Source organism: Mesorhizobium sp. M00.F.Ca.ET.216.01.1.1 (assembly GCF_004010325.2).
Taxonomy (GTDB): domain Bacteria; phylum Pseudomonadota; class Alphaproteobacteria; order Rhizobiales; family Rhizobiaceae; genus Mesorhizobium.
This window is the reverse complement of sequence record NZ_SADR02000006.1, coordinates 233,306-256,012: the sequence shown is the minus strand read 5'-3', so window position 1 is coordinate 256,012 and position 22,707 is coordinate 233,306. Positions and strand designations below refer to the sequence as shown.

25 protein-coding genes, 1 tRNA gene and 1 pseudogene are annotated in these 22,707 nt (G+C 63.0%); 10 read left to right on the top strand and 17 right to left on the bottom strand.

Annotated elements, in window-relative coordinates:
• Nucleotides 1-42: 42 nt before the first annotated feature.
• The 4 genes from EN859_RS11080 to EN859_RS11065 form a co-directional block, all read right to left on the bottom strand.
• Entirely contained in the window at nt 43-888 is an 846-nt protein-coding gene (locus EN859_RS11080; RefSeq protein ID WP_127853383.1) for a lysine/arginine/ornithine ABC transporter substrate-binding protein, read from the bottom strand.
• 89 nt (nt 889-977) lie between these two features.
• Nucleotides 978-1,655, bottom strand: a complete 678-nt coding sequence (locus tag EN859_RS11075; RefSeq protein ID WP_245525525.1) for a GntR family transcriptional regulator — start codon at nt 1,653-1,655, stop codon at nt 978-980.
• Nucleotides 1,656-2,070: 415 nt separating this feature from the next.
• Nucleotides 2,071-2,146 (bottom strand) — tRNA-Lys (locus tag EN859_RS11070).
• A 104-nt stretch (nt 2,147-2,250) separates the two neighbouring features.
• Nucleotides 2,251-3,159 (bottom strand): PhzF family phenazine biosynthesis protein, encoded by a 909-nt coding sequence (locus EN859_RS11065; RefSeq protein ID WP_127853382.1) that lies wholly within the window; start codon nt 3,157-3,159, stop codon nt 2,251-2,253.
• 112 nt (nt 3,160-3,271) lie between these two features.
• Between EN859_RS11065 and EN859_RS11060 the strand changes: the two genes are divergently transcribed.
• The 3 genes from EN859_RS11060 to EN859_RS11050 are packed head-to-tail and all read left to right on the top strand — an operon-like array spanning nt 3,272 to nt 6,497.
• A complete protein-coding gene (locus EN859_RS11060) occupies nt 3,272-4,567 on the top strand; it encodes an efflux RND transporter periplasmic adaptor subunit (protein ID WP_127853381.1) in 1,296 nt (431 codons plus the stop codon).
• A gap of 1 nt (nt 4,568) precedes the next feature.
• Nucleotides 4,569-5,276 (top strand): ABC transporter ATP-binding protein, encoded by a 708-nt coding sequence (locus EN859_RS11055; protein WP_127853380.1) that lies wholly within the window; start codon nt 4,569-4,571, stop codon nt 5,274-5,276.
• A 3-nt stretch (nt 5,277-5,279) separates the two neighbouring features.
• Nucleotides 5,280-6,497: an ABC transporter permease gene (locus EN859_RS11050; protein ID WP_127853379.1), complete on the top strand. Its 1,218-nt coding sequence runs from the start codon at nt 5,280-5,282 to the stop codon at nt 6,495-6,497.
• 32 nt (nt 6,498-6,529) lie between these two features.
• Here the strand turns inward: EN859_RS11050 and EN859_RS11045 are convergent, their stop codons facing one another.
• Both EN859_RS11045 and EN859_RS11040 read right to left on the bottom strand, forming a co-directional pair.
• On the bottom strand, nt 6,530-7,249 hold the full coding sequence (locus EN859_RS11045; protein WP_127853378.1) for a hypothetical protein: 720 nt from the start codon (nt 7,247-7,249) through the stop codon (nt 6,530-6,532).
• Nucleotides 7,250-7,259: 10 nt separating this feature from the next.
• Entirely contained in the window at nt 7,260-8,372 is a 1,113-nt protein-coding gene (locus tag EN859_RS11040; protein WP_127853405.1) for an endonuclease/exonuclease/phosphatase family protein, read from the bottom strand.
• 166 nt (nt 8,373-8,538) lie between these two features.
• On the opposite strand from EN859_RS11040, the gene EN859_RS11035 reads away from it, so the two are divergent.
• Nucleotides 8,539-9,162: a BA14K family protein gene (locus EN859_RS11035; protein WP_127853377.1), complete on the top strand. Its 624-nt coding sequence runs from the start codon at nt 8,539-8,541 to the stop codon at nt 9,160-9,162.
• A gap of 182 nt (nt 9,163-9,344) precedes the next feature.
• A complete protein-coding gene (locus EN859_RS11030; protein WP_127853376.1) occupies nt 9,345-9,629 on the top strand; it encodes a PilZ domain-containing protein in 285 nt (94 codons plus the stop codon).
• 72 nt (nt 9,630-9,701) lie between these two features.
• Here the strand turns inward: EN859_RS11030 and ilvC are convergent, their stop codons facing one another.
• Entirely contained in the window at nt 9,702-10,721 is a 1,020-nt protein-coding gene (gene ilvC, locus EN859_RS11025) for a ketol-acid reductoisomerase (protein ID WP_127853375.1), read from the bottom strand.
• A gap of 24 nt (nt 10,722-10,745) precedes the next feature.
• Nucleotides 10,746-11,414, bottom strand: a complete 669-nt coding sequence (locus tag EN859_RS11020) for a TetR/AcrR family transcriptional regulator (protein ID WP_127853374.1) — start codon at nt 11,412-11,414, stop codon at nt 10,746-10,748.
• 153 nt (nt 11,415-11,567) lie between these two features.
• On the opposite strand from EN859_RS11020, the gene EN859_RS11015 reads away from it, so the two are divergent.
• Nucleotides 11,568-12,002 carry a DUF1772 domain-containing protein gene (locus EN859_RS11015; RefSeq protein WP_127853373.1) on the top strand — a complete coding sequence of 145 codons (435 nt, stop codon included), beginning with the start codon at nt 11,568-11,570 and terminating at the stop codon, nt 12,000-12,002.
• 54 nt (nt 12,003-12,056) lie between these two features.
• Here the strand turns inward: EN859_RS11015 and EN859_RS11010 are convergent, their stop codons facing one another.
• Nucleotides 12,057-12,515 (bottom strand): MarR family winged helix-turn-helix transcriptional regulator, encoded by a 459-nt coding sequence (locus EN859_RS11010; protein WP_127853372.1) that lies wholly within the window; start codon nt 12,513-12,515, stop codon nt 12,057-12,059.
• Nucleotides 12,516-12,615: 100 nt separating this feature from the next.
• Between EN859_RS11010 and EN859_RS11005 the strand changes: the two genes are divergently transcribed.
• Nucleotides 12,616-12,921, top strand: a complete 306-nt coding sequence (locus tag EN859_RS11005; RefSeq protein ID WP_127853371.1) for a Rieske (2Fe-2S) protein — start codon at nt 12,616-12,618, stop codon at nt 12,919-12,921.
• Between the two features lies 1 nt (nt 12,922).
• Nucleotides 12,923-13,654, top strand: coding sequence for a glutathione S-transferase family protein (locus tag EN859_RS11000; RefSeq protein ID WP_189501825.1), 732 nt, complete (start codon nt 12,923-12,925; stop codon nt 13,652-13,654).
• On the opposite strand, the pseudogene EN859_RS10995 reads toward EN859_RS11000, so the two are convergent.
• Both EN859_RS10995 and EN859_RS10990 read right to left on the bottom strand, forming a co-directional pair.
• Nucleotides 13,536-14,850: pseudogene (locus EN859_RS10995) on the bottom strand (NAD(P)/FAD-dependent oxidoreductase). The gene EN859_RS11000 and the pseudogene EN859_RS10995 overlap by 119 nt on opposite strands.
• A gap of 57 nt (nt 14,851-14,907) precedes the next feature.
• Complete coding sequence (locus tag EN859_RS10990; protein ID WP_127853369.1) at nt 14,908-15,318, bottom strand: helix-turn-helix domain-containing protein; 411 nt, start codon at nt 15,316-15,318, stop codon at nt 14,908-14,910.
• Nucleotides 15,319-15,453: 135 nt separating this feature from the next.
• Between EN859_RS10990 and EN859_RS10985 the strand changes: the two genes are divergently transcribed.
• Nucleotides 15,454-16,347, top strand: coding sequence for an SDR family oxidoreductase (locus EN859_RS10985; protein ID WP_127853368.1), 894 nt, complete (start codon nt 15,454-15,456; stop codon nt 16,345-16,347).
• Nucleotides 16,348-16,399: 52 nt separating this feature from the next.
• Here EN859_RS10985 and EN859_RS10980 read toward each other — a convergent pair whose 3' ends face one another.
• Nucleotides 16,400-18,313 carry a potassium transporter Kup gene (locus EN859_RS10980; RefSeq protein WP_127853367.1) on the bottom strand — a complete coding sequence of 638 codons (1,914 nt, stop codon included), beginning with the start codon at nt 18,311-18,313 and terminating at the stop codon, nt 16,400-16,402.
• Nucleotides 18,314-18,416: 103 nt separating this feature from the next.
• Nucleotides 18,417-19,157 (bottom strand): pyridoxine 5'-phosphate synthase, encoded by a 741-nt coding sequence (locus EN859_RS10975; RefSeq protein WP_127853366.1) that lies wholly within the window; start codon nt 19,155-19,157, stop codon nt 18,417-18,419.
• A gap of 206 nt (nt 19,158-19,363) precedes the next feature.
• Here EN859_RS10975 and EN859_RS10970 point away from each other — a divergent pair, with 206 nt between their 5' ends.
• Nucleotides 19,364-19,768: an STAS/SEC14 domain-containing protein gene (locus EN859_RS10970; protein WP_127853365.1), complete on the top strand. Its 405-nt coding sequence runs from the start codon at nt 19,364-19,366 to the stop codon at nt 19,766-19,768.
• 30 nt (nt 19,769-19,798) lie between these two features.
• Here the strand turns inward: EN859_RS10970 and EN859_RS10965 are convergent, their stop codons facing one another.
• The 4 genes from EN859_RS10965 to nthA form a co-directional block, all read right to left on the bottom strand.
• Nucleotides 19,799-20,926: an ATP-dependent RecD-like DNA helicase gene (locus EN859_RS10965; RefSeq protein ID WP_127853404.1), complete on the bottom strand. Its 1,128-nt coding sequence runs from the start codon at nt 20,924-20,926 to the stop codon at nt 19,799-19,801.
• 150 nt (nt 20,927-21,076) lie between these two features.
• On the bottom strand, nt 21,077-21,442 hold the full coding sequence (locus EN859_RS10960; RefSeq protein ID WP_281015603.1) for a nitrile hydratase accessory protein: 366 nt from the start codon (nt 21,440-21,442) through the stop codon (nt 21,077-21,079).
• Complete coding sequence (gene nthB, locus EN859_RS10955) at nt 21,429-22,088, bottom strand: nitrile hydratase subunit beta (protein ID WP_127853364.1); 660 nt, start codon at nt 22,086-22,088, stop codon at nt 21,429-21,431. Before nthB ends, EN859_RS10960 begins: the two co-directional genes overlap by 14 nt.
• The gene (gene nthA, locus EN859_RS10950) at nt 22,085-22,690 is read right to left on the bottom strand and encodes a nitrile hydratase subunit alpha (protein WP_127853363.1); all 606 of its coding nucleotides are present in this window, start codon (nt 22,688-22,690) and stop codon (nt 22,085-22,087) included. Before nthA ends, nthB begins: the two co-directional genes overlap by 4 nt.
• Nucleotides 22,691-22,707 lie beyond the last annotated feature (17 nt).

Genomic DNA, 22,707 nt, shown 5'->3' with positions numbered 1-22,707 from the left:
CCATGAGGTGCGCGGGACTGTCACCACCCGACAGGCCCACTATCATTTCACCGGCGTCACATCGGTTTTGACCCATTTCATCGACAACGTCTTGATCGTACCGTCGGCGATTGCCTCGTCGATCGCCTTGTTGAACATTTCCTTGAGCGCGGTCTCGTTCTTGCGCAAACCAGCGCCTGTGCCCTTCCCGAACACGCCGCCGAGAAAACCCGGACCGGCAATCTTGTACTGCGCGAATTCCGGCTTCGCCAGCGTCGCGGCCAGCGCGGTCTGCTGCGCGAACAGCGCGTCGATGCGGCCGGCGGCCAGGTCGAGGTCGTGCTGCTCCGTCGTTTTGTATTCGCGTATCTCAACGGTGTCGGAAAAATACTTCTTCAGGAACTCCAGGTTCGACGTGGCCGCCTGCACGCCGACGACCTTCCCCTTCAGCAGCGGCTTCAGCTTCTCCACGGCGGCGGAGGCAGCGGCATCGTCCTCGAGCTTGATCTTCTGCGCAGAGTCCGCGAGCTTGCCGAGTTCGCTATCTTTCGCCACGGCGAAGCCGGACGGGTCCACGGCATAAGGCTGCGTGAAGTCGATCACTTCCAGGCGTTTGTCGGTGATGAACATGCTGGCCATGATGACGTCGAACTTGCCCACGTTCAGCGACGGGATGAGCCCGTCCCAGTCCTGCGCGACGATGGTGCACTGGATCTTCATGCGCGCGCACAGATCGTTGGCGAGATCGATCTCCAGGCCGTCCAGCTTGCCGTCGGCATTGGTGAAATTCCAAGGCGCGTAGGCGCCTTCGGTGGCGACGGTGATCGCCTTCGGTGCATCCTGGGCCAAGGCGGGCAAAGCCAGGGCCATCCAACCCGCCGCGATGGCGGCAAATCGTCTGAAATTCATATTCAACACTCCCATTTGTGCCGGATCATCCGGCGTTCCCGCTCTTTCGCCCCGGTCGATGATCGCCTGGTATCTCTCCTTGATTGTTCTCAGCGCCGGTCCGGACTGGCGAACTCGGCCAACATCGGCGCGGTGCCCAGGATGTGCTTCTGCATGGCAGTCTCGGCGAAGGCGGCATCACCGGTGCGCAACGCTTCGATCAGGCTGCTGTGCTCTTCGCGTGCGCTTAGCGGCTTCTCCACATAGTCGAACCAAATCCGCAGATACGGCTCGATGGTGACGTGAAGGGCGGCAATCTGCTTCATCAATTTGGGCCTGCCGCTCAGGCCGTAGATGGTGGCGTGGAATTCGTGGTGCCGGGCTACCCAATCGCTGCTGCCCGATATTCCGGCGCGCTCCATCCTATCGAGCAGCCGCTCGAGTTCGGCGATGACCTCCGCGTCGATGTGTGGCATCGCGAGCCGCACGGCCAGACCCTCCAGCACCGAGCGTATTTCGAAAGTCTCGTAGATCTCGTCGAGCGTCAGTCCCGCGACAATGCAGCCGCGGTTGGGGCGGATGACGACCAGGCCGTCGGCCGCGAGCCGGCGGAACGCTTCGCGCACTGGCATCCGGCTCATGCCGATTTCAGCAGCAATGTCCTCAGGGATCAGCCTGTCGCCGGCCCGATAGCGCCCAAGCCGAAGCGCGGAATGAAGGTGGCGGTAGGCCTCCTCTTCCGCCGTCGCCGAGATTTCGAACAATTGAGCACCCGAACCGACCATCATGGCGCCTCATGGCTGTATGATTGTATCCACTGATACAATCATACAGCTGGCTGTCAAGCGGTGATTGGACGGACTACGTGGTGCGGCAGCGGGCGAGCAAGACCAGCGGCGGGTCATGCGGTTTCTCTTGGACGGGGAAGACGCGGCGGAAATTACGTAAGGTTTTAAGTTCGGCAAGCCATAGCATTGTCGGCCCGAAAGAGAGGTCCGACGGTGAGCCAACCGCATGGATACGAGGAACGGGACAGACAAGACGCTGCTGCACCTGGCGGTCGAACGGGTGCACAAGGCCAGCGCCAAGCTCGGCGGCCTGGCGGCCGCCGCGGAAAATCCCACGTGGGACGTGGGACGGCGATTTGCCGTCCCACGTTCTCCACTTGTTCCAGCGGCTTTTTGGCTAAGTGCTTGAATTACTTGGTGGGTGTGCACAGGATCGAACTGTGGACCCGCTGATTAAGAGTCAGCTGCTCTACCAACTGAGCTACACACCCACACGGCCGGCAAACCGGCGTCGGCGGGCATATAGCTGCCGGTATCCGCCATGTCCAGCCCTGCCGGAATCATTTCCCGTCAAATCGCCCAAGTGTCGCACTTGTCAGGCGAACAGCTTGCCTTCCGCCACCTTGATGGCATGGCCGCCGATGCGGGCGGCAGCCAGTTTTCCGCCTTCCACGTTCAGTTCGAGGCGAATGCGCGAAGGCCGGCCCATCTCCAGCCCTTGCTCGATCCATAGCTGGGAAACGCCGTCTGTCGGGGCGTCGAAATGCATGATCGCGCCGGCGAAGGCGGCCGCGGCCGAACCGGTCGCCGGATCTTCGTAGGAGGGGTTGCCGGGCACGATCATGCGTACATGGAAGGCGCTGTGATGGTTCACCGTCTCGCGGCAATAGACATACGGGCTGGCCAAAGCCCATTCGCTCTTGCGCGGCGCAAGCTCCGACCACAGCTGATTGTCCAGCTTTATGTCGGCTGCCGCCTCCAGGTCGGCGACGGGGACGGTCACATAAGGCACGCCGGCCGACCAAAATGAGACGCGGTGATTCTCGAAGCCGATCTCGTGCGGCGCCAGGCCAAGGGCCGCGCCGATCGCCTCCGGATCGGCGGACAGTTCCAGTTGCTCCGGCAATCTGGCCAGGTCGAACTCGGCGAAGATGGCGCCGTCGTGCTTGCTGACGGCGCAACGCACCGGTCCGATGTTCTCCTCAAGCACGAAGATGCCGGCGCCGCCGCCGTTCGCCATCTCGGCAAGCGCTATCGCCGAGCCCACGGTCGGATGGCCGGCGAACGGCATTTCATAGTCGGGCGTGAAGATACGGATGCGGGCGCGGTGCCGGGCATCTTCCGGCGGCAGCACGAAAACCGTTTCGGACAGGTTGAACTCGCGCGCGATGGCCTGCATGGCGGCCGTATCCAGTCCCTCGCAATCCAGCACGACGGCCAGCGGATTGCCGGCCAACCGCTCGGTGGTGAACACGTCGTAGAGCAAGTAGTTCCGGGTCAGCATTGTAGAAAACCTTCTGCCTCAATCCCAACATGAGCGAAATTTAATTTGTAATTTGAACCATAAGGCCTGATTTGTGCACTGATGGGGACATCTCTGGTTATAGGGGTCCGGCGTGGACCAGATTGTCAATCTGCCAAAAGTTGAATCTGCTTCCGCCATCGAGACGGCGCTGGGTCTTGACCAAAAAGGGGTGAAGACAAAACGCCGCCGCGGCTGGCTCTATGGCCTGCTGGTGCTGATCGTCATCGCAGCTGCTTTCGCCGGTTACCAGTGGTATGCCGGCTCTCCCACCAAGATCGAATACACCACGGTGCCGGCCACGGTTGCCGACCTCACCGTCGCGGTGTCGGCTACCGGCGCGTTGCAGCCGCTCACTCAGGTCGATATTTCCAGCGAACTGTCCGGCGTCGTCCGTTCGGTCTCGGTCAACGAGAACCAGCAGGTCAAGAAGGGCGACGTGCTGGCCGCGCTCGACACGGCCAAGCTGGAGGTCCAGATCGAGCGTGCCCGGGCGTCTGCCAAGGCTGCGGCCGCGGCTGTCGAGAACGCCACTGTAACCCTGGCCGAAAACGAAAAGGCGCTCGTGCGCGCAGCGGCACTGACCAAGCGCGGCATGGCGACGGACCAGTCGCTCGAGGCTGCGACCGCGACGCGCGACCGTGCCAAGGCGGCGCTCGACAGCGCCGAGGCCAGCCTCGCCATCGCAATTGCCGACCTCAAGGCGCAGCAGACGGACCTTGCCAAGAGCACCATTTATGCTCCCATCGACGGCATCGTCCTGACCCGCTCGGTCGATCCCGGCCAGACGGTTGCCTCCTCGCTGCAGGCGCCGGTGTTGTTCGTCATCGCCGCCGACCTCAGGAACATGGAATTGAAGGCGGCGGTCGACGAGGCCGACATCGGCGCGGTCAGGCCCGGCCAGCATGCACGCTTCACCGTTGATGCCTTTCCAGACCGGCCGTTCGATGCCGAGATCCGCGACATCTCCTACGCTTCGGTCACCACCGACGGCGTCGTCACCTACGATGCGCGGCTTGAGGTCGACAACAACGAGCTTCTGTTGCGGCCCGGCATGACCGCCACCGTCTCGGTCGTCACCAAGCAGGCCAAGGGTGTTCTCACCGTGCCGGCCACGGCCTTCCGCTATCGGCCGGCGGCACTTGCCGCCCGTGCGTGGAGCCTGAGCGATCTTCTTACCGGCCGCATGGGGCGTCCAGGCGGCAACCGCCAGCGCCAGCAGGCAACGACGCCGCCAACCGATGGTTCCCGCACGCTCTACGTTCTGGAGAACGGCCGGCCGCATCCGGTCAACGTCAAGATCGGCTCCACCGACGGCGAGCTGACCGAGATCGTTTCGGGCCTCGACGAAGGCGCGCAAGTCATCACCGCGTCGCAGCAGCGGAGCTGACATCGTGTCGGGCCCCGTGCTCATCACCTTCGACAAGGTCTGGAAGAGCTACGGCCAGGGCGAGGCCCAGGTGCACGCGCTGGCCGGCGTCGACCTTGCCATAAGGCGCGGGGAATTCGTCGCCATTATGGGCCCGTCCGGCTCGGGCAAGTCGACGGCGATGAACATCATCGGCTGCCTCGACACGCCGACGGCCGGAACCTACAGCTTCGAGGGCATTGACGCCGGCCGGCTCGACCGCAACCGCCGCGCCGTGCTGCGCAATCTCTATGTCGGCTTCGTCTTCCAGGGCTACAACCTGCTGCCGCGCACCACGGCGGCGGAAAATGTCGAGCTGCCGCTGATCTATCGCGGCGTTGCCGCCCGCGAGCGCCGCGATCTCGCCATGCAGGCGCTCGCCCAGGTCGGCCTTGTCGGCCGCGAGCACCATACGCCGGCCGAGCTGTCCGGCGGCCAGCAGCAGCGCGTGGCGATCGCGCGCGCCATCGTCACCAGGCCGACGCTGCTCGTCGCCGACGAGCCGACCGGCAATCTCGACACTGCCCGCACGAACGAGATCATGGAACTCCTGACGCAGCTCAACACCGGGCTTGGCCTGACCATCGTCATGGTCACGCACGAGGCCGACGTCGCCGGCTACGCTCAGCGCACGGTTCGCTTCCTCGATGGCCATGTCGGCTCCGACACCGCCAATTTGGAAATGGCGTAGACCATGATCTGGGAAACGGTCCGCCTCTCGCTGATTTCCATCCGCCGCAACGTACTGCGCTCGTTCCTGACGCTGCTCGGCATCGTTATCGGTGTCGCCGCCGTCATCGCCATGCTGACCATCGGCTCAGGCACCACCGAGAAGGTCAAGTCCGACATCTCCAAGCTCGGTAGCAATCTGCTCGTCGTCCGCTCCGGCCGCCCGGCCGGGCCCGGTGGGCCGGGCGGGCTCGACCAAGCCACCCGCCCGCTTGGCAGCAAGGAGCTTGCTGCGCTCGTCGCACACCTCGCCGGCGCCCGCGCCATATCGCCGGCCTCGCAGAAGCAGGTCCGCGTCATTTACGGCACCGAAAGCCTGACCTCGGGCGTCACCGGTACCGACAGCGCCTATCTCGACGCGCGCGACTGGAAGCTCGTCTCGGGCCGCCCGTTCAGCGACTCGGAGACCCGCTCGGGCACCGGCGTCTGCCTGATTGGCGAGACGGTGCGCCAGCAATTCTTCGGCGCCGGCGATCCCGAAGGCGAAATCATCCGCGTCAACCGCACCTCCTGCAAGATCATCGGCCTGCTCGAGCCGAAGGGCTATACCGGCTTCGGCCAGGACCAGGACAATGTCGTGCTGATACCGCTCGCCGCCTATCAGCGCCGTATCGCCGGCAACCGCGACATCGACTCGATCTATGTCGCCGCCGATGACAGGACGCCGACCAGCGAGTTGCAGCCGCGCGTCGAGGACATATTGCGCGACACGCGACGCATCACGCCCGACCGCGAGGACGATTTTTCGATCCGCGACATGACCCAGATCGCCGCCGCCATGGCCAGCGCCACAACCGCCATGACCGGCATGCTCGGCGCCGTCGCCGGCGTCAGCCTGCTGGTCGGCGGCATCGGCATCATGAACATCATGCTGGTCTCAGTCACCGAGCGCACGCGCGAAATCGGCATCAGGCTCGCCATCGGCGCGCATGAAAAGCATATCCTCATCCAGTTCCTGGTCGAGGCGACGGTGCTGTCGCTGCTCGGCGGCATCATCGGCATCCTGATCGGCCTGGCGCTGGCCGGCCTCGCCTCGCTGACGCTGACAATACCGTTTGCACCCAGCCCGGCGATCATCCTGCTCGCTGTCGGCTTTTCCGCGCTGATCGGCATGGTGTTCGGCTTCTTCCCGGCACTGCGTGGCGCAAGGCTCGATCCGATCGACGCGCTGCGGCACGAGTGAGCCGGTCTGACGAAAACGGTCTGACGGCAAACTCAGGCGTGATCGCCAGAAAAATGCCACTCGATCAGCGGCTTCATGTGCGGCATCAGCCCGTCCGGCAGGTCGGCGGCATGGCGGATGATGACAGGTCCCTCGATTTCCGGCTCCGCCTCGGTGGCGACGAAGGCGCTGATGCGCTGCGCGACCTCGTCGGCGGATGCCGGCTCATGGTAGCGGCGAAAGATCACCGTGCCGCTTGCGGTCGACATCGCGTAATAGCGCTTGCCGCGTGCCGCGCCTGATAGGTCGAGGCCGGTTTCCTCACGCACCTCACGCATCATGTTGAAGTCGACATCGACAAGACCGTCGCGAAAATCGACCGGCTCCAACGAGCCGGCGGCGAAATAGACGCGGCCGGGATTGACGGTGTGCGACGCCATGCGGATCGCCACCAGCGCATTGTCGCCGGCGACCAGCATGGCATGGGCATAGGCGTGTTCGGCGCCGGCCACCTGCCTGTTGCCGCGCCAAAGCATGAAGGTCGAGTAGCGCACCGCATGGCAGCGGCCGACGAGGCTGTTGTCGCGGTAGCTGAGCGCCGAAAGCAGCACCACGGTGCCGTCGAACAGCGCGGGGTTGGCCGCCGTCTCGCGCTGCCAGTTGTCGGCGATCGCCTGCGCATTGTCGCGCTCGAACGGATGCGGACCAGGGTCGAGCCTGACGTCGACCGCATCGACCGGCAGGATGATGTTGCGCGGCAGGTCAAAACTCAACAGACCGTCCTCAGGCCATGTCCAAAGTGACCGCCACCGGACAATGGTCGGACGCCTTCGGCCGGTCCCAGCCGGCGCGCGGAAAGCGGTCCACTTCCTGACCTGCCGGAAATATGGTGCGCCAGGGCTGGCCGTTTCGGATGATGTCGGGAACGGCTGTGGCGTTCTTGCTGGCCAGCGCCTTCGACAGCAGGATGTAGTCGAGCTGGCAGAGATGCCGCTCTTCCGGCCCGCGCGTATGGTAGAAGGTCCAGCGGTCCATCTCCGGGCGCCGCTCGACGGCGTTTTCGCAAAAGCCGCCGGCGGTAAGCACGTTGAGACAGGACTGGCTCTCGTTGACCACCTCGAAGCGGTAGCCGTCGACGGCATCGCCGGTGACTTTCACGCGCTGCCGGTAATCGTTCATGTCGCCGCAGATCGCCCAGCGTTTGTCGGCGGCGTGATCCTTGCCGAAGCGCTCCTCGATGATGCAGCGCACTGCCAGCGCCTCGGCAATGCGCAGCGGCATCGTCGCCTCGCGCCCGTCCAGACCGTTGCGGGGGGAGCCCATCGACTTGAAATGCACGAGGTAGAGCGTCAGCGGCACGCCTCCTACGGTCACGTCGATTTCCAGGCAGTCGCGCCGGAAGACGCGCTCGTTGGCCAGATGCCCAAGCGCCGCCAGTTCCGGCGTGTGCAGGCCGAACTGCTCGAAAGTGACATAGGCGTGGCTGGTCATGCGCACGAATTCTATCGGCTGGCCCTGCGCGGTCTCGTTGCGCATCATCACAGCGACGTCGATGCCGCGCGAATCATTGCCTGATGTGGTGTATTTTTGCCGGTAGCCCTGCCCGACCATCTTGAACAGATAGCCATATTCGAAGGCCTTCAGCGCCTCGATATTGTCGACCTCCTGCATGCAGATGATGTCAGCGCGGGTGGCCGCGATCGCCAGCGCCGTCAGCTGGCGCGTATCGTCAGACTGTGCGATCGCGCGCGCCTGCTCCAGCATCCTGTATTCAGCCTCGCTCCGGATGTCGAACAGCGCCAGCGTGCGATCTTCGTTGAGCTGGTTGCGGTAGCCGGAAAAATCGAACCTGTTCATCAGGTTTTCGACGTTGAAGGTGGCGAGGCGCAGCGACATGGCGATGAGCTTTGCCCGCAAGCGCGTCCGAAAACAAGGGCATAGCGCTAACGCCAGTTATGGTTGACGGAACCTTTTTGTTCATCTTCCGTTCAGACGGAAAGTTCCACTGTCGAGTTTCTTCCTCGGAGTGGTGGGCGTGGGGCCTGAACCTTCGGAGAGTGCAATGAAACCGCTCTTTTTGTCTTCGCTCGGATCCGGGCTGATGACGCTCGGCCTTGTGGCGGGCCTGACGGCTCCGTCTTTCGCCGGCCCGATCCTGCAACCAGACCTGTCGGTGCCGGCCAATGCCGCAGCGCCGCAAATTACGCCGGTCCGCGCCGAGTGGGCCGGCGGCAATGACAGACAGATGTACAATTGGCGTTGGCGCAGGCATGGCGTCCGGCAATGGCACGGCGACGATTGGAGATGGCGCCACAACAATTTCCGCGAGCACCATTTTTCCCGCAATTGGGACAACGGCAATTGGAATGACGACTGGCGCTGGCGGCGCCATCACCATCGCCGGTACTACGGTGGCGGCTATTACGGCGGTTACCACGACAACGACAACGGCGCCGCCGCGCTTCTCGGTTTGGGCCTTGGGTTCGGCCTTGGCAGCCTGTACCAGGGCTACTACAACCGGGGCTACTACAACAACGGTTACTATGCGCCGCGCCGTTACTATCGCACCCTTTCGAGCGCCCATGTCCGCTGGTGCTACAACCGCTACAGGTCTTACCGGGCTGCGGACAACACGTTCCAGCCCTATTATGGTCCGCGCCAGCAGTGCATTTCGCCCTATAGTTGAGCAACACCGGCTGACGAATGGTTGTGGCGCCGCGTATCGCGGCGCCATTTTTGTCTCTGAGCTTTTCTCTGGGCCGCAAAGTTCGCCCGTAGCCATCGATGCTAACGCTATGTTTATCAGGCAGGTCTATCGAACGTGCTGATCAGACCGCTCCCTATGCGACGATCGCCCGGGATTGTGTGATGGCCCAGGACGAAAACAGAGACAAGCACAGGCAGCGCGTCCTCAAGGGCGCGACGATCCTGACCGGCGTGACCAATTCCGAGGTCAAATGCACGCTGCGCAACATGCATGCCGGCGGTGCGGAGCTGAAAGTGTCGATCGACGCGCGGGTGCCGGATGAATTTCTGCTCTATGTGCCGACCGATGGCATCGCCTACAAGGCCGTGGTCCGCTGGCGCCGCGAGGACCGCATCGGCGTTATGTTCACCGGCACCGAGCCCAAGCCGCATTGGCACTATGGCTAGGCTCAGCGGCGCTCGTGCATGAGCTATACGAATAGGGCGGCGATCATCACGCCGCCCTCTCGCGATTAAATCCTAATTCTTGGCCTTGTCGACCAGCTTGTTCTTGGAGATCCACGGCATCATCGCGCGCAGCTTGGCGCCGACTTCCTCGATCTGGTGGCTGTCATTGTTGCGGCGGATGCCCTTGAAGCGCGCCATGCCGGCACGGTATTCCTGCATCCACTCCGACGTAAACTTGCCGGTCTGGATATCCTTCAGCACGCGCTTCATCTCGGCCTTGGTCTCGGCGGTGATGATGCGCGGGCCCGAAACATATTCGCCCCATTCGGCAGTGTTCGAGATCGAGTAATTCATGTTGGCGATGCCGCCCTCGTAGATCAGGTCGACGATCAGCTTGACCTCGTGCAGGCACTCGAAATAGGCCATTTCCGGCGCGTACCCAGCTTCCACCAGCGTCTCGAAGCCGGCGCGGATCAACTCGACCAGGCCGCCGCACAGCACAACCTGTTCGCCGAACAGATCGGTCTCGCATTCCTCGCGGAAGTTGGTTTCGATGATGCCAGAACGGCCGCCGCCGACGCCGCAGGCGTAGGACAGCGCCAGATCGAGCGCGTTGCCCGAAGCGTCCTGGTTGACCGCGACCAGGCACGGTACGCCGCCGCCCTTCTGGTATTCGCCGCGCACAGTGTGGCCGGGGCCCTTCGGCGCAATCATGACGACGTCGACCGAAGCCTTCGGCTCGATGAGCCCGAAGTGCACGTTGAGGCCATGTGCGAAGGCGATCGCCGCGCCGTCGCGAATGTTCGGTGCGATCTCTGACTTGTAGATGTCGGCCTGCAGCTCGTCGGGCGTTGCCATCATCATCAGGTCGGCCCATTTGGCGACATCCGCCACGCTCATCACCTTGAGCCCGTCGGCCTCGACCTTCTTGGCGGTCGCCGAGCCAGCCTTGAGACCGATGGCGATATCCCTGACGCCGGAATCCTTGAGGTTGAGCGCATGCGCCCGGCCCTGGCTGCCATAGCCGATGATGGCGACCTTCTTGCCCTTGATCAGGTTGAGATCGGCGTCGCGATCGTAATAGACACGCATTTTTCTTCCTTCCCGTTCTTGAGATCAGAGGCCTTGCGGCCCGGTTTTTGCTCCGTGGAGAGCGAGGAACTGTTGTGTCGCCCGGGCGGCATCGCCGCCGATCGCCGCATCAGTCAATTCCAGCCGGTCGCCGAGCAAAAGGCGGATCTGCACGTCGCGGGCGACCAGCCCGAAGAAGGTGCGGAACGCCGCTTCGGCGTCCGAAAACTGGAGAAGCCCGGCCTGCCTGCCGGCTTCCAGCACCGGCTTCAGGCGCCTCGCCAGCGCAAAGCGGCCATTCTCCAGCACGATGGCGCCAAGATCGTCCTTGCCGTCTTTGCGCTTGACGGGGCCGGCATGGCCGACCGCGACGCGGTTCAGTGCAATCGAGGTGTCGCTCGAAATCACCTTGAGCCAGTCCGAGGCAAAGCGTTCGAGGCTCGCCGTCAGCGACGCAAGGTCGAGCCCCTTGCGGTCGACGGGGGCCACGCGCACCTTGGAAGCCTGCCACTGCACCGTCGCCGTCAACAGCCCGTCGCGGTCGCCGAACCATTTGTAGAGCGTTTCCTTGGAACAGCTCGCCCGCCGCGCCACGGCGGTCATGGTCAGGTGGTCGCCTTCCTCGACCAGCAGGCGAAGGGCGGCGTCCAGCACGGCCTTTTGCCGTTCCGTCAGCGTCTCGCTGGTGTCGATGTCGGCGCTTGCCTGCAACAAAGTTCTTTTCCTGCCCCGATGATGGTTTGGGTTTCAGCCAAAGCGTACCGTACGTTACGGTTCTGTGCTTCTATGGCGTATTGTCCAAACCTGTGCAAGCCTTATTTCGTGTTGAGGCCGCGCTGTGGTGGGCGGCTTGTCGTGGAAGAGACGATGCTCGTCGGATTGCTTGCCTTGACCGTTGCCGCCGCGTTTGCGGGCGCCGCCATCTATGTCAGCGTCGCCGAGCAGCCAGCCCGGCTTCAGCTCGATGACCGGGCGTTGCTGCAGGAATGGCAGCCCGCCTACAAGCGCGGCGCCGCCATGCAGGCGTCGATCGCCGTTGTCGCCTGTGTTTTCGGTGTCATTGCCTGGTGGCAGACCGGCGGTCTCGCCTATCTGGTCGGGGCGGTGCTGATTATCCTGCCCTGGCCGTGGACGCTGATAGTGATGATGCCGACAAACAGATCGCTGGAGGCGATGGATGCGGCCGCCGCCAATCCGCAAGCCAGGGCCTTGATCGTCAAATGGGGCAATCTGCACCTGGTTCGCGCAGCGCTTGGTGTGCTGGCAGCCCTGGCATTCCTTTGGGGCAGCCACCCGGTCTGAGCTCGCGCCATCTTGCCAACCCGCTTCCCCGCATCGGCTGCTTAGCGGGAGAAGTCATTCCACGATGGCTGGATGGCGCAGTCGCCCAAGCAGACCCGACAAGGTTTCGAGTTCGCTTGCCGAAAGCCTGACGCCGACCAGTTCCGCGATCGACGGGCCGTAAACGGCCCACATGCGACGGCGGGTTTCGCGCCCCTTGCCGGTGATGCGGATGGTTTGTCCGCGGCCGTCATCGGCAACCCTGAGCTTCTCGACCAGGCCGTCGGCTTCGAGCCGCGCCAGCAGCCGCGAGATGTTGTATTGCGCGAACAAGGTACGCTCGGTCAGCTGGAACGGTCGCAATCCACCCTCGCCCGTCTCGGCAAGCTCGTGCAGCACGTCGTACCAGGCAAGCGGCGGCAGGCCGCCGTCCTTCAGCGCGTCTTCGGCACTTTCCACGAGCTGGCGCGAAACCCGCATCAGGCGGGCCCACGCCTTGATGGCTTCGGGCGAAGGGGTGGCTTTCTCCGTCATGGCTGCAGCATAGGTGATAGATGCAATTGCATCAAGCTTGACAGATCGATGCATATGCATCTACATGGATGCGGTTGCATCAATCTTGGAAGGTAAACCGATGAAGCATGAAATCTGCAAGGCCGCCGACATTCCCGAAACGGGCAGCCTGATCGCGCCGTTCTTCGGCCGCGAGGTCCATGTCTATCGCAGCGGCGATCGTATCCGCGCTGCTGCCAATGTCTGCTTGCATTTCGGCGGGCCGCTCGATTGCAAGGACGGCAAGCTAGTCTGTCAGTGGCATGGCGCCTCGTTCGACATGGCGAGCGGCGACCGCCTCGAAGGCCCGGCGTCCAAAGGCTCCCGCCTCATGTTCCTCTCCACCCGCGTCGAGGACGGCGCCTTGAACTATGTCTGGGGAGAGTGAAATGTCCGGCAAGCTCATCCTCGTCAGCCATCATCTTTGTCCCTACGTGCAGCGCGCGGCGATTTCACTGCGCGAAAAGGCCGTGCCGTTTGAACGCCTCACCATCGACCTCGCCAACAAGCCGTCCTGGTTCAAGGCGATATCGCCGCTTGGCAAGGTGCCGTTGTTGCGCGTCCAGCAAAACGACGAGGAAACGGTGATCTTCGAATCCGCTGTCATCCTCGAATTCCTCGAGGAGACGCAGGCCCACCCGCTGCATCCCGCTGATCCGCTCGCCCGCGCCCGGCATCGCGCCTGGATCGAATTCGGCTCGGCCATTCTCAACGCCATCAGCCGGTTCTATTCCGCGCCGACGGGAGGCGCCTTCCTCGCTGAAAGCAATGCCCTGGCAGCGATGTTCGATCGTGTCGAAGTGGAACTGGCGCAGGATGCCGGCCGGCATGGGCCGTGGTTCGCCGGCGAGCGCTTTTCGCTGGTCGACGCGGTCTACGGGCCGATCTTCCGCTACTTCGACGTCTTCGACGAGATCGGCGATTTCGGCATCCTGAACGGAAAGCCGCTTGTACAGGCCTGGCGCAAGGCATTGCGTGAACGCCGGTCGGTGATGGACGCGGTCACCCCCGACTATCCGCGACGCCTCCATGCCTTTCTGCAGGCGAAGGGCTCGCATCTTTCGACAATAATCCAGCGGAACGCTCCGGCCACAGCGCTTCCGCAAGCCCGATCCGCGTGAACGGATCGATCACGGTTCCGGCCACCATCGCGGCGAGAAACTGCGGCGCCGGCGGAATTTTCGGCGCCGTCGCCACCAGCCTGTCGCGGACGAACGGCATTACGATCGAATCCGACTTGTAGAACGGCGTCAGCATCAGCGACAGCGCCTGGAACACCCGCACGTGCCATCGCCGCGCCCAGGCATAGGCCTCCAGCGCTGCGTCGACGGTGTCGGCCCGCGCAAGCGAGTAGTTGAGCGCCGCCGCATCGAGCAGCGCCATGTTCGCCCCTTGCCCGAGTTGCGGGCTGGTCGAATGCGCCGCGTCGCCGATAACAGCCAACCGCCGGCCGGCCGGCAGCTTCATCGTGTGATGGCCGTAACGCGCCAGCGAAAGTTGGTCGAAACTGTCGATCTGCTCGGTGAATGCCTGGCATTCGGGCCACAGCTCGACCACCCTCGCCTTCCATGCATTCAGACCTGTCGCCCGCACGCGTTCGAGATCGGCTCCAGAAGAATGCCGCCATCTTTTCAGCGCCGGATTCCGGCCGGCCGATCGGCAGCACACCGACCATTACGCTTGCTCTGTCATAACGCTGCAGCAATGCCTTCTCGTCGAAACCGTCGCCGCGCCAGCCGAGCGACGCCCAGAACGCGCCATAGGCAAGCGGCAGCACTTCGCCCGGATTTCTCAAGTGTCGCCGCAGCTTGGAGCGTGAGCCGCTGGCATCGACGACCAGATCGAACGGCCCCAGCCTTCGCCCGTTTTGGCAGACCAGTATCGCTCGTTCGCCGGTCTCCAGCGTCTCGATCTCGATGCTGGTTTCCATGGTGATCGCTTCGCGCTTGGCGGCACGGAAGAGCACGCCGAACAGGGCCGACCGGTGCACTGCCAGCCCGAACCGGCGGCCGCGCGGGGCATCATAGCGGACGCCGAGCACGGTGCGGCCGGTCTTGGCGTCTGCACCATGCAGGCGGTCGATGCGGCTGCCCAGCACCAGAATGTCGTCAAGCAAGCCGAGATCGGCGAGCACTGTCAGCCCGGTCGGCTGCAGGATCAGCCCGGAACCGACCGGCTTCGGCTCGTCGAAACGATCGAAGACGGTGACCCGGTGCCCGGCCCGCTTGAGATAGAGCGCGGTGGCCAGTCCGGCCGGGCCTGCCCCGGCAATCGCGATGTCGAGAGAAATGCCCGTTGCCCGCCGAATGCTGCCCAAGCCGGACAATCCTTCAGCGATCTTGCCAAATCAAGCCGCCTCCTGGCATTGATGGTCTCAGCCGTCGGCGTTGTCGAAGGCGGCGCGCGCGGTGCGCACCGCGCCATGATTGAGCTCGGCCCACTGGATCAGTTGATGCAAGGGGCCGAACATCGAACGCCCAAGATCGGTCAGACTGTATTCGACGCTCGGCGGCTTGGTCGCAAACACCTGGCGATGGACGTAGCCGTCGCGCTGCAGGTCGTGCAGCGTCTGGGTCAGCATGCGCTGTGAGATATCAGGCACAAGGCGCCGCAATTCACCGAAGCGATAGGGCTTTTCCGCCAGCGCCATCATCAGCAGCGAACTCCATTTGCCGCTGATGCCCTGGATCACATCGCGAACCGGACAATCCGCAAGATTTCCGCCACCGCTGCCCGCTTTATAGATCTCGAGCTTCGTTCTCAGATTGACGATCTTGCTGTCCATCGCTGGTTCCCTGCGGGTGCCTACCTCCCGCAAAACTGCCTTCTTTACGAGGGTCGGTCAATTCCTATTTTAGTGCTGGTCTCTTTTTGAGACTTATTCATGCACGCCGCTTTTGGCGCAACCTCAGGACCCCTCATGACCGAAACCCTTCTCGTCACCGGCGCTTCCGGCCAACTTGGCCGCGGCGTCATCCATCATCTGCTGGACACGCTCAAGGTTGCGCCTCAGCGGATCATCGCCGCCACCCGCAATCCGGCAAACCTTGCCGATCTGGCAGCGCGGGGCGTCGCCATCAGGGCCGCCGACTTCGACGACGCGGCATCGCTGGCCAGTGCATTCAAGGGTGCCGACAGGGTGCTGATCATCTCGACCAGCGAGCTCGACGTTCATGGTGGCAAGCGCCTGAAGCAGCATGAGACCGCCGTCGCTGCGGCCAGGAAGGCTGGCGTTTCGCACCTTCTCTACACGTCGATGCCCAACCCGGAACCGGGATCGCCAATCCTGTTCGCCGGTGACCACTACGGTACCGAGCAGGCGATCAAGGCGAGCGGCATCTCTTACACGATTTTCCGCAACGGCTGGTACCAGGAGAACCTGTTCATGGCGCTGCCGCACGCCATTGCCTCGGGGCACTGGTATACATCCGCCGCCGACGGGCGCATTGCCCATGGCGCCCGCGACGACATGGCCGCGGCAATCGCCGCCGGCCTCGCTTCGGGCGCGACCGCAAGCACGACATACACGCTGACGGGCCCGCAGGCCTATACCGTGGCCGAGATCGCGGCGCTGGTCACCGAGGTCACCGGCAAGCCCATCGAGGTTGTCCAGCTTCCGGACGAAGCGTTGACCGAGGGGCTGAAAGCCGCAGGCGTTCCCGAAGGGTTCGCTCCCATCGTTGTTTCCTTCGATACCAACACGCGCTCGGGCCGCATTGCCATGGTGACGGACGCAGTTGAAACGCTTTCAGGCAGGAAGCCGCAACCGCTGAAGCAGTTCCTTGAGGCGAACAAGGCTGCCTTGGTAGGCTGAAGGCTCCGTTCAGGCGCTGCGACATATGCCGTGCCCCAGGCACGGCCTATGTCTAGATCGCCACCTGTGTCCCGATCTCCACCACGCGTCCGGTCGGGATCTGGAAATACTCCGTCGCATCCGCAGCGGTGCGCGCCAGGCCGATGAACAGCTTGTCCTGCCACACCGGCATGCCGGAATTGGGCGAGGCCTTGAGCGAACGCCGCGACAGGAAGAAGGACGTTGTCATGATGTCGAACTTCCAGCCCTGCTTGCGGCAGATCGCCAGCGCACGCGGAATATTCGGCTGTTCCATATAGCCGAAGGTCAGCGTCACCCGCATGAACAGGTCATTGATCGTTTCCATCTTGACACGGTCGCTGTCGGGCACCAGCGGCTGCTGCGCCGTCACCACCGAAAGGACGACGTTCTGCTCGTGCAGCACCTTGTAGTGCTTCAGGCTGTGCATCAGCGCAGTCGGCGCGCTTTGCGGGTCGCTGGTCAGGAACACGGCCGTGCCGGACACCAGCTGCGGTTTCTTTTTCACCAGATTGCCGGCAAGGAAATCGAGCGGAATCTCGTTCCGGCGCGTCTTGTCGAACAGGTAGCGGCTGCCGCGGATCCAAGTATACATGATTAGTCCCATGACGCAGGCAACGGTGATTGAAACCCATCCGCCTTCCACGATCTTCACGACATTCGCTAGGAAGAACCCGGAATCTATCGTGCCAAAGAGCAGCGCCAGCGCCGCAGCGAGGGCGACCTGCCATTTCCACAGCCACCGCATCACCACGAACAACAAAATAGTCGTCATCAGCATTTCGCCCGTCACCGAAATTCCATAGGCAGAAGCCAGCGAACTCGAACTGCCAAAGCCGACGACCAGCAACATCACGCCGAGTGAAATGAGCAAATTAACCCGCGGCATGTAAATCTGGCCAAGCTGCATCTCGGATGTATGCTGGACCTCGATTCTGGGTAGAAGATTGAGCTGCACCGCCTGTCGGGTCAGCGAAAAGGCACCAGAGATAACGGCTTGACTGGCGATGACTGTCGCGGCTGTTGCGAGCCCGACCATCGGCATCAATGCCCAATCCGGCAGCATTTGGAAAAACGGGTTGTCGGGCAGGCCACCGTGAGCAAGGACGAATGCCCCCTGCCCGAAGTAGTTGAGCAGCAGGCAGGGGAACACAATCGAAAACCAGGCCAGCACGATTGGACGGCGCCCGAAGTGGCCAAGATCGACATAAAGTGCTTCAGCGCCGGTCACCGCCAGAAAAACCGCGCCGACAGTTACAAACGCACCTGCGTTGGCTTCGGCAAGATAGCTGATTGCATAGTATGGATTGATGGCCAAAAGCACCGAGGGATCGTCAAGGATGTGCACCAATCCGCCAACGCCGATCGCCAGAAACCAAAGCGCCGTCACCGGCCCAAAAACCGAGGCCACCTTACCGGTTCCGAAGCGTTGTACGGCAAACAAACCCGCCAGAATCACCAATGTAATGGGAACCACATACGGATCGAATGCCGGGGTCGCTACCCTGAGGCCTTCCACCGCTGAAAGCACCGAGATGGCTGGCGTTATGATCGCGTCGCCGAAAAACAGCGCAGCGCCGCAGAGGCCAATGCCGAGAATGATACCGGAGCCAGCCGGGTAAGCGCTCCGAGCCAGCGCCATAAGCGACAGAGTACCACCTTCACCCTTATTGTCAGCCCGAAGCACGAACGCGACGTACTTTATGGTCACGATGATCGTCAGCGCCCAGACGATCAGCGACAGAACGCCAAGAACCGCACTGCGCGAATCGATACCGGGCGCAGCATGCAATGCTTCGCGAAACGCATAGATCGGGCTCGTGCCGATGTCGCCGTAAACCACGCCGAGAGCGCCGAGCATCAGAACCTTGGTGCTGTGCTTTTCGACCTCAGAATGGCTGGATTGATCGACGGCTTCTGCCTCACTACCAGAATTGGTAAGGGCCATAGGCGACACTCCGATAAGCGGGCGGTGCTCTACGCTTGCTGCGGTGCAATATCAAGTGCCGCCACGTAATGGCTCCCATGCCGGCAACGCGAGGCTCGCATCTCTACCACCCGCAAGCCTTCAGAAACCGCCTAATCGTGCCGGCCATGCCATACTCCAACGCATCGGCTGTCAACCCGTGTCCGATAGACACTTCGGCCAATGCCGGGATGCGCTTCGCCAGCGCCGGCAGATTGGTCACCACAAGGTCGTGCCCGGCATTGACCTGAAGCCCGGCAGCAATCGCGGCGTCCGCAGTTTTTCCCAATCTTTCCAACTCTTTCGCCGCCCTGGCGGAATCGGAATGGCAGCTTCCATAAGGACCGGTATAGAGCTCGATCCGGTCGGCACCCGTGTCGCGCGCTGCCCTCACCCCTTGGGGATCAGGATCGGAAAACAGCGACACCCGAAAGCCGCTCTTCTTCAGCCGTTTGACGATCGGTACCAGGAACGCGGCCTCGGCGACGAAGTTCCAGCCATGGTCGGAGGTCGCCTGGTCCGGATCGTCGGGAACCAGCGTCACTTGCTCCGGCTGATGCTTTTCGACAAGCGCCAGAAAATCCTCGGTCGGATAACCCTCGATGTTGAACTCCGCATTGGGGAACTCGTCGTCGATCAGCGCCCTGATCTCGGGCAGGTCGGAATGGCGCGTATGCCGCTCGTCGGGTCGTGGATGCACGGTCAGCCCATGTGCCCCCGCAGCAAGGGCAATCCGCCCGAGCCCGGTCACGCTCGGCCATGGCAAGTCGCGCCGGTTGCGCAGCATGGCGATGGCGTTGAGATTGACGGAAAGCTTTGCAGGCATGGTTTCGGGTTCCGGCTCCAACGCATGTCGCTGAAAGTGCGCAGCGGTTTTGGGACATGCGTAAAACAAAGACCTTGGGGCGCGCCACATCGTCCATTGAACGCGACGCGCTTTATTGGCGCGCATCTATAGCGCCTTTGGCGGGAACAGACAGAGGGTTTCCGGTGTTCCACAAACACAAACGATGTTCTGCGAAAGGAAGAACCGTGAATTCGCTCGAATCCGTGCCGGCGGTTCGCCGCATCCCCACTGACCGTGACGATCTTTTCGCCGTCGACATCGTCGGCCATGTCCTGGCGTCCGACGCGGAAAACCTGTTCGGGCTGCTGGAGGCGGCTTATGCTCTCCATCCGAGAATCGACGTGCTAGTGCGCCTGATCGACCATGACGGCGTCGACTGGGCCAAGGTGTCAGGTGAGACGGTCACACAGGGCACGGCTCATGCCTTGGAACATGTCGGCCGCTGCGCTGCCGTCGGCGAACCGAACTGGATACCGGAGGTGCAGGGCCTCTTCACTGCTTCCCTGCCCGTCGAACTCAGGCATTTCAGGGCCGAAGACGAAGCCGCCGCCTGGGAATGGCTCGGCGCCAGACCAATCGTCCGGCCGTGAGGCTGCCGGGAAGCAGTTCCATTTCCTGGCCTATCTGACGAGGGTCAGCCGTTCGGCCGCGCGCGTGATCGCGGTGTAGAGCCAGCGCTGGCGGGTTTCCTTGAAAGCCCAGCTTTCATCGAAAAGCACGATCTCGTTCCACTGCGAGCCTTGCGCCTTGTGCACGGTCAGCGCATAGCCATAGTCGAAATCGTCGAAGCGCTTCTTCTGCTGCCAGGGGATATCGGCGTCCGGGTCCTCGAACGCCGCCTTGAGCAGCTTGATCTTGGCGACGCCGCGGTCCGGATCGTCCTCTTCCGGCGAGACCAGCAGATTTATCCCCGGCTTCACCGTCTCGCGCGACGAAGTCATCACCTTCCACAGCGAGCCGTTGAGCAGCCCCTTGGCGGGATCATTGCGCAGGCAGACCAGTTTGTCGCCAGCCTGTGGATAGTCGGCATTGAACCCCTTCAGCTCGCGCAGCCGCTGGTTATAGCGGCGGCGCGTGCGGTTGGTGCCGACCAGCACTTGGTCCGCTTTCAGCACCAGCTCCTGGGTGACATCTTCCTTACCGATCACCTTTGCCGTGCCATAGTCGCCGCGCATGAATTCGCGGCCCTCGCGTACGTCGAGCGCCAAACGGATGATCGGGTTGTCGCGCGCCTGCCGGTGGATTTCGGTGAGCAGGATGTCAGGCTCGTGATCGGTGAAGAAACCGCCGCCCGAAATCGGTGGCAACTGGCCGGGATCGCCGAGAACGAGGATCGGCCTGCCGAAGCTCATCAGGTCGCGGCCAAGCTGTTCGTCGACCATCGAGCATTCGTCGATGACGACGAGCTTGGCGCGCGAGATCGGGCTTTGCCGGTTGAGCGAAAAAGTCGGCGACATCGAGGTCTTGCCGGTCACTTGGTCCGCCACCGATTCCTCGCCCTTCGGCCGGTAAATCAGCGAATGGATGGTGCGGGCGTTGACCGCGCCCTTCGAACGCAGCACCTGCGCGGCCTTGCCGGTGAAAGCGGCAAACTGCACCTGGCCGTCGACATGCTCGGCGAAATAGCGCGCCAGCGTCGTCTTGCCGGTGCCGGCATAGCCGAACAACCGGAACAGCTGCGGCCGGCCGGCTTTGAGCCAGCGGGCGACCGCCTGCAGCGCTTCATCCTGTTGAGGAGAGAATTCCATCAGCGCGAGAGACCGGATTCGCGAGGGAAAGACAAGGTCGACTGCCGCCATCTCCCGATACCGGTAGCGATCGTTCCGCCACCGACCAGTGCAGGCTATCAGGAGAGGATTGGAACATAAAGGGAACGACCGTCCCCGGGCGGCGACGAATTACTCGGCCGGTCCAGGATCGTTCTCCAGCAGGATCGGCTTGCCGTGCGGGGTTGCATGCGCGGCGCGTTCCCAGGCGGCAGCAAGCGTATCGACATCGTTCTTGCCGGCAACGCCCTTGGCTGACAGCAACTTTTCCAGTGCCGCCAGCCAGTGCTCGTAATAGTCGTGGCCGTCGCTTGCGGCACCCGGCTGCTTGACCTCGGCAGACAATGCATTCGCCCATTCGCTCCAGGAGAACAGGCCCTTGTCGTGCAGTGCCACCGTCATGGCGAAAGCTTCCGCTTGCCAAGGCTCATCGAAGACCGGCGGGTCGCCACCCGCCGACAACGCGGCAGCGACCGGCTTCGCCTCACGCCGGCTCAAGATAGCTCTCCCAGGCGTCGATCGATACGGTCAGCGTCGGGTCGGCGCCCTCGCCCCAGATCTCCGGTCCGTCGAAAACCACCGTATAGACCCATTGCGGGTTTTCGCCTTGCCCGTGCGCGTTGGTGTCGGGAAAGACAAAGCCGTCGCGCACCGCCTCGACGACGCCTCGCTTGCCGCGCGCATAGCGTGGCAGCCGCGTATGGCCGGTCGGATGGAAATTTTTGGTCCGCACAGGATCGCCCGCCCTAAACCGCGCCGGCGTGGCAACCGGGCGATCGCAAGGCCCACCTTTGGCCAGGGCCGCCGGCACGTTTTCGGCCTTCAGCACCCTTTTGGGCGTCGCGGCAGGATCGACCGCCTTGCCCGCTGCCAGATCGCGGTCGCTGACGAAGCCATCGCGCTTGAGCAGCACCTCCAGCGCCTTGATCCAGATCTGGTAATAGCTCGAGGCGTAATAGTCTGCCGGATGCAGCGATTCCCGCGCATGCCGGCTCTCATCGATGGTCCAGGCGCCCATGGCGCCGGAACACAGCGTCACGCCAAGTGCCCGTCTTTCCCATTCGGCATGGAAATACGGCTCGTCCTTTTCGGGCGCGACAGGCCCGAACCCCATCTGCCCGCCGAGATCCTGCGGCCCGTTCATGCCGGCTCCCGCGCCAGTCCGGTGCCGATCATCGAATCGCGCGTCACCAGCCCGGCCAGCGGCTCCTCATCCCAGCCATCGGTGCCTTCGGGGCGCATCGGCACCACCAGATAGCGGAGCTCGGCGGTCGAATCCCAGACCCGGATCTTTTTCCCAGCTGGCAAGGTCAGCCCGAATTCCTCCAACACCCCGCGCGGATCGATGACCGCCCGCGACCTATAGGGCGGCGCCTTGTACCAGACCGGCGGCAGGCCGAGCACCGACCATGGGTAACAGGAACACAAGGTGCAGACGACGAGGTTGTGGACCTCATCGGTGTTGAACACGGCTTGCATGTGCTCACCCTGCCGGCCGGCATAGCCGAGCGAGCCGATCGCCGCCGTCGCATCACGTTTCAGCCAGGCTGCGAATTCCGCGTCGACCCAAGCTTTAGCCACTACCTTGGCGCCGTTGCGCGGACCGATTTTTGTTTCGTAAGTGTCGACGATTACGTCGATTGCGGCCGGATCGATCAGACCCTTCTGGGTCAGGATCGTCTCCAGTGCGCGCACGCGCGCGGCAAAGGGATCGAGCTCATTGTCGTGGTCATGATCATGGGGCATGGCCCAAGTTACGATCG

Coding starts and splice junctions, on each gene's coding strand:
- EN859_RS11000 (WP_189501825.1), top strand. CDS start 12,923: ATGTCCGGCAAGCTCATCCTCGTCAGCCATCATCTTTGTCCCTACGTG.
- EN859_RS11010 (WP_127853372.1), bottom strand. CDS start 12,515: ATGACGGAGAAAGCCACCCCTTCGCCCGAAGCCATCAAGGCGTGGGCC.
- EN859_RS10990 (WP_127853369.1), bottom strand. CDS start 15,318: ATGGACAGCAAGATCGTCAATCTGAGAACGAAGCTCGAGATCTATAAA.
- EN859_RS11030 (WP_127853376.1), top strand. CDS start 9,345: ATGGCCCAGGACGAAAACAGAGACAAGCACAGGCAGCGCGTCCTCAAG.
- EN859_RS11040 (WP_127853405.1), bottom strand. CDS start 8,372: ATGTCGCTGCGCCTCGCCACCTTCAACGTCGAAAACCTGATGAACAGG.
- EN859_RS11005 (WP_127853371.1), top strand. CDS start 12,616: ATGAAGCATGAAATCTGCAAGGCCGCCGACATTCCCGAAACGGGCAGC.
- EN859_RS11035 (WP_127853377.1), top strand. CDS start 8,539: ATGAAACCGCTCTTTTTGTCTTCGCTCGGATCCGGGCTGATGACGCTC.
- nthB (WP_127853364.1), bottom strand. CDS start 22,088: ATGAACGGGCCGCAGGATCTCGGCGGGCAGATGGGGTTCGGGCCTGTC.
- EN859_RS11080 (WP_127853383.1), bottom strand. CDS start 888: ATGAATTTCAGACGATTTGCCGCCATCGCGGCGGGTTGGATGGCCCTG.
- EN859_RS11015 (WP_127853373.1), top strand. CDS start 11,568: ATGCTCGTCGGATTGCTTGCCTTGACCGTTGCCGCCGCGTTTGCGGGC.
- nthA (WP_127853363.1), bottom strand. CDS start 22,690: ATGCCCCATGATCATGACCACGACAATGAGCTCGATCCCTTTGCCGCG.
- EN859_RS11075 (WP_245525525.1), bottom strand. CDS start 1,655: ATGATGGTCGGTTCGGGTGCTCAATTGTTCGAAATCTCGGCGACGGCG.
- EN859_RS10985 (WP_127853368.1), top strand. CDS start 15,454: ATGACCGAAACCCTTCTCGTCACCGGCGCTTCCGGCCAACTTGGCCGC.
- EN859_RS10980 (WP_127853367.1), bottom strand. CDS start 18,313: ATGGCCCTTACCAATTCTGGTAGTGAGGCAGAAGCCGTCGATCAATCC.
- EN859_RS10965 (WP_127853404.1), bottom strand. CDS start 20,926: ATGGAATTCTCTCCTCAACAGGATGAAGCGCTGCAGGCGGTCGCCCGC.
- EN859_RS11050 (WP_127853379.1), top strand. CDS start 5,280: ATGATCTGGGAAACGGTCCGCCTCTCGCTGATTTCCATCCGCCGCAAC.
- EN859_RS10975 (WP_127853366.1), bottom strand. CDS start 19,157: ATGCCTGCAAAGCTTTCCGTCAATCTCAACGCCATCGCCATGCTGCGC.
- EN859_RS11065 (WP_127853382.1), bottom strand. CDS start 3,159: ATGCTGACCCGGAACTACTTGCTCTACGACGTGTTCACCACCGAGCGG.
- ilvC (WP_127853375.1), bottom strand. CDS start 10,721: ATGCGTGTCTATTACGATCGCGACGCCGATCTCAACCTGATCAAGGGC.